General features: G+C 71.2%; 15 protein-coding genes. 11 read left to right on the top strand and 4 right to left on the bottom strand.

From position 1 onward, the window contains the following. The first annotated feature begins 26 nt into the window (after positions 1–26). From ABD466_RS28105 to ABD466_RS28095, 3 genes are read left to right on the top strand one after another with little or no spacing between them, the layout of a single operon-like run. Entirely contained in the window at positions 27–2,510 is a 2,484-nt protein-coding gene (locus tag ABD466_RS28105) for a molybdopterin oxidoreductase family protein (RefSeq protein WP_344660197.1), read from the top strand. Further along, entirely contained in the window at positions 2,507–3,010 is a 504-nt protein-coding gene (locus tag ABD466_RS28100; RefSeq protein WP_344660196.1) for a hypothetical protein, read from the top strand. The genes ABD466_RS28105 and ABD466_RS28100 overlap by 4 nt, the downstream gene beginning before the upstream one ends. Beyond that, on the top strand, positions 3,010–3,360 hold the full coding sequence (locus ABD466_RS28095) for a hypothetical protein (protein WP_344660195.1): 351 nt from the start codon (positions 3,010–3,012) through the stop codon (positions 3,358–3,360). The genes ABD466_RS28100 and ABD466_RS28095 overlap by 1 nt, the downstream gene beginning before the upstream one ends. Before the next feature lie 2 nt (positions 3,361–3,362). Here the strand turns inward: ABD466_RS28095 and ABD466_RS28090 are convergent, their stop codons facing one another. Then, the gene (locus tag ABD466_RS28090; RefSeq protein WP_344660194.1) at positions 3,363–3,752 is read right to left on the bottom strand and encodes a VOC family protein; all 390 of its coding nucleotides are present in this window, start codon (positions 3,750–3,752) and stop codon (positions 3,363–3,365) included. Positions 3,753–3,844: 92 nt separating this feature from the next. Between ABD466_RS28090 and ABD466_RS28085 the strand changes: the two genes are divergently transcribed. The 7 genes from ABD466_RS28085 to ABD466_RS28055 all read left to right on the top strand — a co-directional run bounded on the left by ABD466_RS28085 (position 3,845) and on the right by ABD466_RS28055 (position 11,265). Continuing rightward, entirely contained in the window at positions 3,845–4,810 is a 966-nt protein-coding gene (locus tag ABD466_RS28085) for an LLM class F420-dependent oxidoreductase (RefSeq protein WP_344660193.1), read from the top strand. 7 nt (positions 4,811–4,817) lie between these two features. Further along, a complete protein-coding gene (locus tag ABD466_RS28080; RefSeq protein ID WP_344660192.1) occupies positions 4,818–5,489 on the top strand; it encodes an HAD family hydrolase in 672 nt (223 codons plus the stop codon). 365 nt (positions 5,490–5,854) lie between these two features. Beyond that, complete coding sequence (locus ABD466_RS28075) at positions 5,855–6,526, top strand: DUF4389 domain-containing protein (RefSeq protein ID WP_344660191.1); 672 nt, start codon at positions 5,855–5,857, stop codon at positions 6,524–6,526. A gap of 121 nt (positions 6,527–6,647) precedes the next feature. Next, positions 6,648–8,060 (top strand): amino acid permease, encoded by a 1,413-nt coding sequence (locus ABD466_RS28070; RefSeq protein ID WP_344660190.1) that lies wholly within the window; start codon positions 6,648–6,650, stop codon positions 8,058–8,060. Beyond that, entirely contained in the window at positions 8,057–9,307 is a 1,251-nt protein-coding gene (locus ABD466_RS28065) for an arginine deiminase (protein WP_344660189.1), read from the top strand. The genes ABD466_RS28070 and ABD466_RS28065 overlap by 4 nt, the downstream gene beginning before the upstream one ends. Before the next feature lie 48 nt (positions 9,308–9,355). Next, positions 9,356–10,363 (top strand): ornithine carbamoyltransferase, encoded by a 1,008-nt coding sequence (argF, locus tag ABD466_RS28060; RefSeq protein WP_344660188.1) that lies wholly within the window; start codon positions 9,356–9,358, stop codon positions 10,361–10,363. Then, entirely contained in the window at positions 10,360–11,265 is a 906-nt protein-coding gene (locus ABD466_RS28055; RefSeq protein WP_344660187.1) for a carbamate kinase, read from the top strand. Before argF ends, ABD466_RS28055 begins: the two co-directional genes overlap by 4 nt. A 128-nt stretch (positions 11,266–11,393) precedes the next feature. Here the strand turns inward: ABD466_RS28055 and ABD466_RS28050 are convergent, their stop codons facing one another. Beyond that, the gene (locus tag ABD466_RS28050) at positions 11,394–11,687 is read right to left on the bottom strand and encodes a dsRBD fold-containing protein (RefSeq protein ID WP_344660186.1); all 294 of its coding nucleotides are present in this window, start codon (positions 11,685–11,687) and stop codon (positions 11,394–11,396) included. Positions 11,688–11,750: 63 nt separating this feature from the next. Further along, entirely contained in the window at positions 11,751–12,257 is a 507-nt protein-coding gene (locus tag ABD466_RS28045; RefSeq protein ID WP_344660185.1) for a hypothetical protein, read from the bottom strand. 400 nt (positions 12,258–12,657) lie between these two features. Here ABD466_RS28045 and ABD466_RS28040 point away from each other — a divergent pair, with 400 nt between their 5' ends. Beyond that, positions 12,658–13,170, top strand: a complete 513-nt coding sequence (locus ABD466_RS28040; protein ID WP_344660184.1) for a flavodoxin family protein — start codon at positions 12,658–12,660, stop codon at positions 13,168–13,170. Between the two features lie 150 nt (positions 13,171–13,320). Here ABD466_RS28040 and ABD466_RS28035 read toward each other — a convergent pair. Further along, a partial coding sequence (locus ABD466_RS28035; protein WP_344660183.1) for a universal stress protein occupies positions 13,321–13,678 on the bottom strand: 358 nt, incomplete at its 5' end.

The raw sequence follows: 13,678 nt of genomic DNA, 5'->3' as shown, positions 1-13,678 counted from the left end.
AGAGCCGACCAGTGAAGGAGGTGGAGATGGAGCCCTCGGTGGACCGGATCGCCGACCCCTGGGGCGCCCGCACGCCCTACGGCGCCGGTGATCGCTGGCCGGTGCGGGTCGACACCTATCTGTCGCCGGGAGTCCGCGAGGCCGACGTGCGCCAGTGGGTCCCCTCCGCCTCCTTGCTGCACTCCAACGGCGACGCCATGGACATCGCCGTGGCCGACGGACGCGTCGTCGGCGTCCGCGGCCGCGCGACCGACCGGGTCAACCACGGCAGGCTCGGGCCGAAGGACCTGTTCGGCTGGCAGGCCGGCGCCTCCGCGGACCGGCTGCTGCGCCCGATGATCCGCGAGGGCGGGCGCCTGGTGGAGTGCGACTGGCCGACCGCGATGGGCCGGGTGGTGTCCCGTTCGCAGGAGCTGTTGAAGGAGCTTGGACCCGGTTCGATCGGCTTCTACACCTCCGGCCAGCTCTTCTTGGAGGAGTACTACACCCTCGCCGTGATCGCCCGCGCGGGCATCGGGACGAACCATCTGGACGGTAACACCCGGCTCTGCACGGCCACGGCCGGGGAATCACTCAAGGAGTCCTTCGGCAGCGACGGCCAGCCGGGGTCCTACACCGACGTCGACCACGCCGACACCCTCGCGCTGTTCGGACACAACGTCGCCGAGACCCAGCCGGTGCTGTGGATGCGGATGCTGGACCGCCTCGAGGGGCCGCGGCCGCCCCGCCTGCTCTGCGTGGACCCCCGGCCGACGCCCGTCGCCCTCCGCGCGGACGTCCACCTGGCGCCGAAACTGGGTACGAACCTCGCCCTTCTCAATGCGCTGATCCACGAGATCATCCGCCGCGGACACGTCGACAAGGCCTACGTCGAGGCGCACACCGTCGGCTTCGAGGAACTCGAATCCGGGACCGCGTCCTGCACACCGAAGTGGGCCGCCTCCATCTGCGACGTGCCGGCTCGCAGCATCGAGGAGGCCGCGGAGCTCCTGGGGACCGCGCGACAGCTGACGTCCACCGTCCTGCAGGGTGTCTACCAGTCGCATCAGGCGACCGCGGCCGCCGTCCAGGTCAACAACATCCACCTGCTGCGGGGCATGCTCGGCCGCCCCGGGTGCGGCGTGCTGCAGATGAACGGCCAGCCCACCGCCCAGAACACCCGTGAGTGCGGGGCCGACGGCGACCTGCCGGGCTTCCGCAACTGGAACAACGAGGACCACGTCGCGGATCTGGCGAAGGTCTGGAACGTCGATCCGGAGGACATCCCGCACTTCGCGCCTCCCACGCACGCCATGCAGATGTTCCGGTACGCCGAGCAGGGCAGCATCGGCATGCTCTGGATCAGCGGCACGAATCCGGCCGTGTCCCTGCCCGAGCTGGGGCGGGTCCGCGCGATCCTGGAGCAGGACCGGCTGTTCACCGTCGTCCAGGACATCTTCCTGACCGAGACCGCGCAGTTCGCCGACGTGGTCCTGCCGGCCGCGACCTGGGGCGAGAAGGTCGGCACCTTCACCAACGCCGACCGCACCGTGCACCTGTCGGCCAAGGCGGTCGAGCCGCCCGGCCAGGCCCGGCCCGACCTCGACATCTTCGTGGACTACGCCGATCGGATGGGCTTCCGGGACAAGGACGGCGCTCCGCTGGTGTCGTGGAGGCACGCCGAGGAGGCGTTCGAGGCCTGGAAACGGTGCAGCGCCGGACGGCCCTGCGACTACACCGGACTGACCTACGACAAGCTCCTCCAGACCGGCGGCATCCAGTGGCCGTGCACCGCGGAAGCCCCCGAGGGCACCGAGCGCCTGTATACGGACGGATTCCCTTGGGCCGCACCGGACGAGTGCGAGACCTACGGCAAGGACCTCCTCACCGGTGCCGCCACGAGTCCGACCTCGTACAAGGCGATGAACCCCGACGGCAAGGCCATGTTGAAGGCCGCCGAGTTCGTGCCGCCGCACGAACAGACCTCGCGGGAGTATCCGCTGCAGCTCACCACTGGCCGCACGATCTACCACTTCCACACCCGCACCAAGACCGGCCGGGTCGCGCAGCTCAACGACGCCGCCCCGGAAGTCTGGGCCGAAGTGTCGGCCCCGGACGCCGACCGCCACGGCATCGAGGAGGGGGACCTGGTCGTCATCGCCACGCCGCGCGGTCTGATCGGGGCGCGCGCCCGCATCAGCGGCATCCGCCCCGGGGTCGTCTTCGTCCCCTTCCACTACGGCTACTGGGACACCCCCCACGGGGACCGCCCAGGACTCGGCGAGCCCGGCCGCGCGGCGAACGAGGGGACGGTCACGGACTGGGACCCGGTGTCCAAGCAGCCGTTGTTCAAGCTCTCGGCCGCGCGGATCTCCTCGGTGCGCCACGACGGGGAGCCGTCCCGGGCCCCCACCACCGGGGCCGGCGCGCCGGTGGCCGCGGCCGGCGTGGCACCGACCGCTGGGGGCGGCGCGGCCCGCGCGACCCAGTCGCGAGGCGGCGCCGCGGAGGAAGCGGGGGGATCCTCATGAACGGCACCGCGCTGATGCTGGACGCCGTCCACGGAGCGGAGACGCGGCTGGCCGACGGCTTCGAAACGGTCGCGGAGCGTCACCGTCACGAGCCGGAGATCCGCCACGTCGCCACCGACCTGGCGGGCTGGTCCCGCGACCACGCCGCCCGTCTCACCGAGGCGGCCCGGGACCGGGGCCTCAGCGAACTCGCGGCGCCCGGCACGGGGTTCGGGCACAGCGCGGTCCTGCTGCGCGAGACCTCCGACGAGGCGCTCGGCTACCGCCCCGGGCTCCTGCTGCTCCGCGATCTGCTCGATCTGCACGCCGCCGCCGGGGCGAACTCCCTGTACTGGGACATGCTCACGGCGCTCGCCAAGGCGACCAAGGACGAAGGGCTGCTGGATCTGGCGAACAGCTGCCATCCGCGGACCCGGCGCCAGGTCGCCTGGGCGCGATCGATGATCGAAGTTCTCTCCCCTCAGGCGCTGGCCAGCGCTCCGGAAGCAAGGAGTCACTGATGGACCAGAAGGAACCGCAACCGCGACCGACCGCTGTCCCGGCCCCGGACCCGGAGCCGGAAGTGGAACCGGAATCGGTATCGGAATCGGAACCGGAACAAGAAACGGAAACGGCATCGGCATCGGCATCGGACGAGGCTGAGCAGCCGGCGACGGAGCCGGAGGAGTCGCTGGAGGAACGGACCGCCGAAGTGATGGCCGAGGCGCGCAAGGAGGTGGCGCGGGCCAAGGAGACGCTGCACGACCAGCTTCTGCCCGCGGCGGAAAGCGGCGTGGTGGGCGACTACGAGGACGAGGAAGGAGAGCCGGACAAGGACGACACCAGAGGGGCGTGGCCCAACTGGAGCTGACGTCACTCCCAGCGGACGGAGTTCTCCTCCGTCAACGACTCCGGGGCGGCGGGCAGGACGCAGAACGGCAGTCCCGCCGGGTCGCCCATCACCCACCACGTGTCGACGTGGCGTACGCGCACGGCGCCCAGTCCTTCCAGGCGCGCGACCTCCGCCTCGACGTCGTCGGTGTGGATGTCCAGGTGGATGCGCGGATGTCCCTCACCGAGCTCTTGGACCAGGAGGGTGAGGTGCTTCTCGTAAGGCAGGTCGGCGCCCACGTACTCGGGGAACCGCGGGTAGAGGCGGGTCAGTTCCGTGCCGAGGACGCCCTGCCAGAACTCGGCGGCCCGACGGGCCTCGGCGCCGGGCACGTCGATGACGACCTTTTCGAGCCGGCTGTGGTGGGGCATGCGCTCCTGCTGCCCCGCCGTCGTGGCGGCAAACGCGGGATCCCGGTCGGATCGCCCGTTTCCTTCGGATATTCCGGGGCACCGAGCAGCTCATGATCCAGATCGGCTACACGATGATGACCGAACAAGCCGGCCCTCGGCAGCTGGTCGAGGACGTGGTCCAGGCCGAGCGGGCCGGCTTCGACTTCTCCGTCGCCTCCGACCACTACTTCCCCTGGCTGGACGAGCAGGGGCACGCCCCGTACGTGTGGAGCGTATTGGGCGCCGCCGCGCAGGCGACGTCGCGGATTCCGCTGATGACGTACGTGACGTGTCCGACCTTCCGGTACCACCCGGTGGTCGTGGCGCAGAAGGCCGCCACGATGCAGCTGTTGTCCGAGGGGCGTTTCCGGCTCGGCCTGGGCTCCGGGGAGAACCTGAACGAACACGTGGTCGGGCGCGGCTGGCCCGCGGTGGCCGTGCGCGAGGACAAGCTGGGCGAGGCCGTGGAGATCATCCGGCGGCTGTTCGACGGCGGCTACGTGACGCACCACGGCGAGCACTTCCAGGTCGAGGGCGCCAAGTTGTGGGACCGCCCGGACACCCCGCCGCCGATCGGCGTGGCCGTCTCCGGACCCCGCTCGTGCGAGCTGGCGGGACGGCTGGCCGACGTGATGATCGCGGTGGAGCCGAAGGCCGAGCTGGTCTCGATGTTCGAGGACGGCGGCGGCCGGGGGAAGCCGAAGATCGGCCAGCTCCCCGTGTGCTACGACACCGACCGCGATCGTGCCGTGAAGCGCGCGCACGAGCAGTTCCGCTGGTTCGGCGGCGGCTGGAAGGTGAACGCCGAGCTGCCCGGCACGGCCGGGTTCGCCGCGGCCACCACGTTCGTCCGCCCCGAGGACGTCGCGGACTCGATCCCGTGCGGGGACTCCGTGGAGGACTTCGTCGAGGCGGTACGGCCGTTCGCCGACGCCGGTTTCACCGAGGTGGCGCTGGTCCAGGTCGGCGGCGACGCGCAGGGGCCGTTCCTGGATTGGGCCGAGAAGGCGCTGATCCCGGCGCTGCGTGAGCTGTGAGGCGGCCATGACCTCTTCCGCGAAGGCCGGCACGGCCGCGCTCCTCGACCTCGACGGGACCCTCGTCGACACCAACTACCAGCACGCGATCGCCTGGTACCGGGCCTTCCGGGACCACGGCGTCGTGCTCCCCGTATGGCGTCTGCACCGGCACATCGGCATGGGCGGCGGCCAGCTCGTGGCCGCCGTGGCGGGGGAGCGCGTGGAACACGGACTCGGCGACGATGTGCGCGATGCCCACAGCCGCCACTTCCGCGACCTCCTCGACGAGGCCGAGCTGATGCCGGACGCCCGGCGCCTGATCGAGGTCCTGCACGAGCGGGGCGACGCGGTCGTGCTGGCCAGCTCGGCCAGCGAGGAGAACCTGAAGCACTTCCGCTCCATGCTGGACGCCGACGATCTGCTGGCCGGCGCGACCTCGAGCGCCGACGTCGAGCAGGCCAAACCCGAGCCGGACATCATCTGCGCCGCGCTGGAGAAGGTCCCGGACGCCGAGCGCTCGGTGCTCATCGGCGACTCGACGTGGGACTGCATCGCCGCCCGCCGGGCCGGAGTCGCCTCGGTGGCGCTGCTGACCGGCGGGTTCTCCGAGCAGGAGCTGCGCGACGCCGGGGCGGCCGCGGTGTTCGAGTCGATCGCGGCGTTGCTCGAACAGCTGGATCGGACGCCGCTGGGGTGACCGGAGCGGCTAGGGCGTGTTTGAGAAGTCGGGTGGGTGGTGTCCCGCAGCCTGTGAGCAGGTCGAGCGCGACGGCTCAGCGGCAAGCATGGCAAGACGGACGGCCTGCCTCATCCTGGTTGGCTGTGGCTGGTCGTCCGGCGCCGCCAGGCGCCGCCGATCAGCCGTCACGCCCCGCCCGACTTCTCAAACACGCCCTAGCAGCCCTCTGACCGGAGCGCCGGATTCCGGAGCCGGCAGGCAGGGGCGAACGGCCTGTGCCGCTCCGGTTCCATCGCCTCTGTCCGCGGCGCAAGCCATCCAGTGACCTGGATAACGAGGCAGACGCAGTGAGGCGCTGCCCGGGCGAAGAAAGGCAGACGTCGATGGACGACGAACGAGAGGCCGCCGCTGTGCGTCGCACGACGCCGGTCCGCGTCGAGGGCGACCTCGAACAACCGCTGTCCCGGTGGCTGTGGCTGGCCAAGTGGCTGCTGGCGCTACCGCACTACATCATCCTGTGGGTCCTGTGGATCGCCTACTTCCTGCTGAGCGCGGTCGCGCTGGTGGCGATCCTGGCCACGGGGCGCTACCCCCGTGGGATCTTCGACTTCAACGTGGGTGTGCTGCGCTGGACGTGGCGCGTCGCGTTCTACTCCTACGGAGCGCTGGCCACCGACCGGTATCCGCCGTTCTCGTTGGCGGACGACCCGGACTATCCGGCACGGCTGGAGATCGCCTTCCCCGGGGAGCTCTCCCGAGGCAAGGCCCTGGTGAAGTGGTGGCTGCTGGCCATCCCGCACTACCTGATCGTCGCGGTGTTCCTGGGCGGTATGCACTTCGGGCCCACCTGGCCGGACGCGGGGCTGCTCGGCGCCGCCGTACTGGTCGCGGGGTTCGCGGTGCTGTTCACCGCGCGGTATCCGCTCGGCCTGTTCGACTTCGTCATGGGGATCAATCGCTGGGTTCTGCGGGTCGCGGCGTACGCGAGCCTGATGACGGATGAGTACCCGCCGTTCCGGCTCGACATGGGAGCGCGGGAGCCCCAGGACCGGTGAAGAGGGGCCGAAGGTCCCGGTCCGGTCGGGCGCGTTCGGCCCTGAACCGGGCCCGCCTTGATCGGCGAGGGTTGGGGCATTCGCGCTACCGCGCTTCCACCGCCTAGTCAGGGGACTTCCCATGAGCAACCACATCGACGCCGCCACCGGGCCGGCGTCCTCGACGGTCCCGCCGGACCCCGGTGCCGGGCCGGCGCACCGTTTCGGCCTTCCGACGGCGACCGCGCTGGTCGTCGGCACGGTCATCGGCACCGGCGTGTTCGCTCTGCCGTCAGCGCTGGCCCCCTACGGGCCGATCAGCCTGGTCGCCTTCATCCTCGTCACGATCGGGGCGCTGGCCCTGGCCTTCGCGCTCGCGGCGCTGTCCAAGCGCGTCCCGGGCTCGGGCGGCCCGTACGTCTTCGCCCGGGACGCCTTCGGCGACTTCGCGGGCTTCCTCAACGCCTGGTCCTACTGGATCACCGCATGGGCCGGCAACGCGGCCATCGTCGTGGCCTGGGTCGGCTACGTCGAGGTGTTCTGGAACAGCGGCCACACCAAGGCCTGGTCCATCGTGATCGCCCTGGCCGGCCTGTGGATCCCGGCGCTGGTCAACCTCTCCGGGCTGCGCAGCATCGGCGCCGCCCAGCTGGTCACCACGGTCTTCAAGTTCATCCCGCTGCTGTTCATGTCCACCGTCGGGCTGCTGTTCATCAAGGCCCACAACTTCGGGCCCTTCAACGGCAGCGGCACCGGGGCCGGCGGCGCCGTCTCCGCCGCCGCGGCCATCGCGCTGTTCAGCTACCTGGGCATCGAGACCGCGTCGGTCGCCGCGGGCCGGGTCCGCGACCCGAAGCGGAACGTGGCCCGGGCGACCGTGCTGGGCACCGTCGCCTGCGCCGTCGTCTACATCCTCGGCACGGTGACCGTGTTCGGCACCGTGTCGAACGCCGCGCTGCAGAAGTCCACCGCGCCGTTCACCGACTCCGCCAACGCCATCTTCGGCGGCCACTGGGCCGGCGACCTCGTGGCGGTCGCGGCGATCGTCTCGGGCATCGGGGCGCTGGTCGGCTGGACGCTGATCGTCGCCGAGATGCCGCAGGCCGCCGCCCGCGACCGTCTGTTCCCGGGACGGTTCGCCACCGAGAGTCGGCGCGGGGTCCCGGCGTTCGGCATCGTCGTCTCGACGGTTCTGGCCTCGGTCCTGACCGTGGTGAGCTACACCCGGTTCGACAAGGTCTTCACCACGATCGTGCTGCTGTCGGTCGTGACCGCCGTGATCCCGTACCTGTTCAGCGCCACCGCGCAGCTGTACTGGCTGCTGACCCGGGGCCGGGCGGCGAACTGGCCGCACCTGCTGCGGGACGTGGCGGTGTCCGTCATCGCGCTGGCGTTCTCGTTCTGGAGCCTGTCCGGCAGCGGCTACCAGGCGGTGTACTACGGAGCGTTCTGCTTGTTCCTCGGCCTGCCGGTCTACGTCTGGATGAAGATCGGGCGCGGGGAGTACGGCGAGAGCGTCGTCATCCCCGCCGAGCTGACGGTGGACGGATCATGAGCGCCGCGTGGGGCGTCGCATCAGAGGTCGGACAGCTTCGCGAGGCGATCGTGCACCGGCCCGGTCTCGAGCTGACCCGCCTGACGCCGGCCAACTGCCGGGAGCTGCTGTTCGACGACGTGCTGTGGGCCGACAAGGCCCGCGAGGAACACGACGAGTTCGTGCGCGTGCTCGCCGGCCGGGGCGTCCGGGTGCACCGCTTCGGCGACCTGTTCGCCGAGACGCTGCGCTCGCCGCAGGCCCGGGCGTTCGTGCTCGACCGGATCTGCACCCCGGACAGCCTCGGGCCGACCCTCGCGGCCGCGCTGCGCTCGCTGGCCGAGGACGCCGACGGCGAGACGCTCGCCGACCTCCTCATCGGCGGTGTGACCCGGGCCGACCTGTCGCCGCTGGCCATCCCCAGCCTGCGCTGGCAGAGCCTGGAACTCGACGACTTCGTGCTGCCGCCGCTGCCGAACACGCTGTTCCAGCGGGACAACGCCGCCTGGATCGGCCCGGGCGTCAGCGTCAACCCGATGGCGATGCCGGCCCGGCGGCGCGAGTCGGTCCACACCCGCGCCGTGTACCGGTTCCACCCGCTGTTCGCCGACGCCGGGTTCCCGGTGTTCTACGGCGGCGACGACGCGGACCACCAGCCCGCGACCCTCGAAGGCGGGGACATCCACGTCCTGGGCCGGGGAGTCGTCCTCGTCGGCATGGGGGAGCGCACGACCCCGATGGGCGTCGAGAACCTGGCCCGCGAGCTGTTCCGGCACCGGGCCGCCCGTCAGGTGATCGCGGTGCAGCTGCCGAAGTCGCACGCGTTCATGCACCTGGACACCGTGCTGACGATGGTCGACACCGACACGTTCGTCCGCTACCCGTATCTGGACGCCGGGGCGCTGCGGCCCTGGCTGATCACTCCCGCCGACCCGGACGAGGTCGTCGAGCGCGACAGCGCGGGCCTGCACATCGAACGCCGGGACGACCTGTTCCAGACCATCGCCCGGGCCCTGGACCTGGACAAGATCCGGGTGCTCAGCGCCGAGGAGGACCTGCGCGCCGCCCAGCGCGAGCAGTGGGACGACGCGAACAACTTCCTGGCCCTCGCGCCCGGCGTCGTCGTCGGCTACGAGCGCAACACCGTCACCAACGCCATGCTCCGCGACAACGGCGTCACCGTCCTGCCGATCCCCGGCAGCGAGCTGGGCCGCGGACGGGGCGGGGCCCGCTGCATGACCTGCCCGATCCGCCGCGACGGCATCTGACGCCGACTCGCACTCCCACCACTTCGACCCTTATATAGGAGAATGACCATGATCGTGAACCGGCACCCCGGATCGTTGCTGAAGGAACTGGACCTCACCAAGGAGCAGTTCCTGGCCCTTCTCGACCTCGCCCGCGACCTGAAGAAGGCGAAGAAGGCGGGCACGGAGACCCGGCACCTCGTCGGCAAGAACATCGCCCTGGTCTTCGAGAAGTCGTCCACCCGCACCCGCTGCGCCTTCGAGGTCGCCGCCCACGACCAGGGCGCGCACGTCGCCTACATCGGCCCCGAGGGCTCCCACATCGGCCGCGACGAGTCCATCGCGGACACCGCCCGCGTCCTGGGCCGGATGTTCGACGGCATCGAGTTCCGCGGCTACGCGCAGGACGCGGTCGAGACGCTCGCCGACCACGCCGGGGTACCCGTCTGGAACGGCCTGACCGATCAGTGGCACCCCACCCAGATGCTCGCCGACATCCTGACCATGACCGAGCACAGCGACAAGCGCCTGGAGGACGTCGCCTACTGCTTCGTCGGCGACGGCCGCAACAACGTCGCGCGCTCGCTGCTGGTCACCGGCGCGCTGCTGGGCATGGACGTGCGCATCGGGGCCCCGCGCGACCTGCAGCCGCCGCCGGAGGTCGTCGCCGCCGCCGAGAAGCTCGCCGCGGCCAGCGGCGCCCGCCTCACCGTCACCGATGACGCCGCCGAGGCGGTGCGTGGCGTCGACTTCGTCTACACCGACGTGTGGGTGAGCATGGGCGAGGCCGCCGACAAGTGGGCGGCGCGCGTCCCCGAGCTGCTGCCCTACCGCGTCACCGAGGACCTCATGGCCGCCACCGGGAATCCGGAGGCGAAGTTCCTGCACTGCCTGCCGGCCGTCCACGACGACCGGAGCGACCTCGGCCGCCGGGTCCGCGAGGAGTTCGGCCTGGTCGGCGCGGAAGTGGCCGACGAGGTCTTCGAGTCGCCGCGCTCGGTGGTCTTCGACCAGGCCGAGAACCGCATGCACACCATCAAGGCGGTCATGGTCGCCGCCTACCGGGATCCCCGATGAGGATCCTGGTGGCGCTCGGCGGCAACGCCCTGCTGGAGCGCGGAGAGAAGCCGGACGCGGCGATCCAGCGCGAGCACGTGCGGGTGGCGGCCCGGGCCCTGGCCCCGCTGGCGGACGAGCACGAGCTGATCCTCACCCACGGCAACGGGCCGCAGGTCGGCGTGCTGGCGCTGGAGAGCGCGGCCGACCCCGCGCTGTCCAGGCCCTACCCGCTGGACGTCCTGGGCGCCCAGACCCAGGGCATGATCGGCTACTGGCTCGCCCAGGAACTGGGCAACGCCGGGGTGAAGCGCCCGATCGTCGCGGTGATCACGCAGACTGTCGTGGATCCGGCGGATCCGGCGTTCGCCGCGCCGTCGAAGTTCATCGGACCCGTCTACTCCGGGCGGGAAGCCGAACGCCTGGCCGCGGACCGCGGCTGGGCCATGGCCCGGGACGGCGCGTCGTGGCGGCGGGTCGTGGCCTCCCCGCAGCCGGCCGACGTGCCCGAGATCGCGTCGATCCGCAACCTGAGCGCCTCCGGCACGATGGTGATCTGCGCCGGCGGAGGCGGCGTACCGGTGACGCGGAGCGAGGACGGCGTTCTCACCGGTGTGGAAGCCGTCGTCGACAAGGACCTGTGCGCCGCGCACCTGGCGATCGAACTGAAGGCCGACCGCCTTCTGCTGCTCACCGACGTGGCGGCGGTGATGAAGGACTTCGGGACCCCGCGTGCCGAGCCGATCCGCCGCCTGAGCCTCGCGCAGTCGTCGGAGCTGCATCTGCCGGCCGGGTCCATGGGCCCCAAGGTCGAGGCGTGCGGACGGTTCACGGCCGCCACCGGCAATCCCTCTGCCATCGGCTCGTTGCGGGAAGCGGCGGCGGTGATCGGGGGGACGGCCGGTACCACGGTGGTGCCTTGATGGTGTGGTGATGACCGCCGGCCGACCGCGACGAGGCGGCCGGCAGCCATGCCACGGCCTGGCACGACCAGCTCGGATCCTGGCTTATGACGGTGGTTCCACCGAACGGGTGCGCGCCAGGCGGCCCGTCACCGGGAGCGGTCGGGCGCCGCGGGTCCCGGATCGATGTGGACCGAGGTCCCCCGCAGGCCTTCGACGTCCGTCTCGCCGCTGCGCAGCAGCTTCTCGCCCAGGGCGATCAGCGCCCGCCCCGCGGCGACTTCGTCGCCGATCTCCGGGACGTCGAACTCATCGGGTTCGCACAGCGCCTCGCCGACGACCTCGATCGTGCCGGCGCTGGCTTTCAGCCACAGGCGTGCCTGGGTCTGGCCGTCTTCTTCGAAGAAGTAGAGCCTTATCGGCCACTCTCTGACGTGTTGCATGGTGGGCCCGCTTTCCGGGAACGGTTTGGCGTTTTCCATCCTTCGCCTGGGTGCGTGTGCCTTTCAGTGCTCGGCCTCCAGGAGATTCTCCTCGTCCGTCATCCGCCTCGTGTCCGCGGCCATGCGGTCGATGAGCGTACGGACCTCGTCGGTGATGCCGGTGGCGGCGGTCTGGGACAGCTCGTCACACTCGGCGATGCGGTCTGTCAGGTTCTTCCGCAGTGTGAGCAGCCGGGTCTCCTCGGCGACGACGGCGCCGCGTGCTTCGGTGAGTGTCATGAGGAAGGCATCCGCTCGGCTGCGTTCGTCGTGCGGCTCGTGGGGGATGGCGGCGTACCCGTCCGCGGCCGCGATCGTCCTGGTGCCGCCCAGGCGGGCGGTGTGTTCGCGGGTGCGCCTGATCTCGCCGTCGATGTAGGCGAGCTCCTCTGACGTCTCGTCCAGGCCGCGCCGCACGTGCTCGAGCAAGATCCGTTGGCGCCGGTGGGTGACCGCCAGCACGTCGGCGGGGTCGCGATGTCCGCCCTGGCCGGGACGGACGGCGTCGATGGCGCGACGCAGGAGTCCCACGGCGACTCACCTCCTTCGCGGGGCGCCTCACCGACGCCGCGGGGGCGGATTCCGTCGCAGGACCCTCATGGCATCCGCACTCCCCGGCGGCGTCGGCGCTCGACGGGAGAGGCCCGATCCGCTTCTCGCGGATTCCGATTGCGCGGTGCGCGGCACGGGGGAACCGCTGCTCCGCGTCGTCCGTACCCGGACCTCTCCCGCACTCCTAGTCGATCGCATCCGCGGGCCGCGTCCCAGGGCCGAACGGCCCTGATCCGCACCGGGCCGGACGGCCCGGCCCGGGCCGTCCGGGGCCCGCCCGGGACCTTCGGCGTCCCGGAGAAGGCCGTCCGGCCCTGCCAGCTGGGGGAACATGGGCCCATCCTGGACGGGGAACACGGAAAACATCCGGGAGAGAGCCATGAAAGCCCTGATCGTCTACGAGTCCATGTACGGCAACACCCGCGCCGTCGCCGAAGCCGTGGCCTCCGGCTTGAGTTCCGCCTACGAGACCGAGGTCAAGCCCGTCGCCGAGGCCACCGGCGCCGACGTCGGCCAGGCCGATCTGCTCGTCGTCGGCGGTCCGACGCACGTCCACGGTCTGTCGCGGCCCTCCACCCGCAAGGCGGCCGCCGACGCGGCGGCGTCCGACGAGGACCTGTCGCTGGAACCGGCGGCGCAGGGGGTCGGGCTGCGGGAGTGGTTCGATCACCTGGACCGGGGCGACGGCAAGCGCGCCGCCGCGTTCGACACCCGCCTGTCCGCGCCGCCGCTGTTCACCGGCCGCGGGAGTCTGCGCATCGCCAAGCACCTGCGGAAGTCGGCGTTCGAGGTCGCCGACGACCCCGTCAGCTTCCTCGTGGACAAGAAGAACCACCTGCTCGACGGGGAGCTGGAGCGCGCACAGGAGTGGGGTAAGAGCTTGGCCGGTTAGGGCGGTTCCCCAGCGCACACCTCGCGCTACCACTGGATCCTCGGCGCACGCCTCGCGCTGCCACTGGCGTCACGCGGGCGGTTCGAGCACGGCGGACTCGGACGCCGCCGAGGGGCTCGGCCCGTTGACCTCCGTTTTAGTGTGGCGGGCTCAGCGGTGCGGAACGATCAGCAGTGGGCAGGCGGTGTGGCGGAGCAGGGTGTGGGTGGTGGGGCCGATGCGGACGCCCCGGCGTTCGCCGTCGAGTCGTTGGGCGCCGGCGATGAGCAGGTCGGCGTGGTGGGAGGCGGCCGTCAGTACGGCGCTGGCCGGGCCGTCCAGGACTTCGGTGTTCACCCGGGTGTGGGCACAGCGGTCCTCACGTTCCTTGACGCGCCGGTTCAGTTCCAGGCTGGCTTCGGCGAGGGCGCCGGCGCAGACCTCGTGTGCTTCCGGGGTGTCGTCCAGGGCGGAGCGGATCTCGGTGAGGTCGTGGGCGCTGATCACGCGGAGCAGGGCGGTGCGGCGT

Source organism: Catenulispora subtropica (assembly GCF_039531675.1).
In the GTDB taxonomy this organism is placed as follows: Bacteria; Actinomycetota; Actinomycetes; order Streptomycetales; family Catenulisporaceae; genus Catenulispora; species Catenulispora subtropica.
This window is presented reverse-complemented; position numbering and strand designations above follow the sequence as displayed.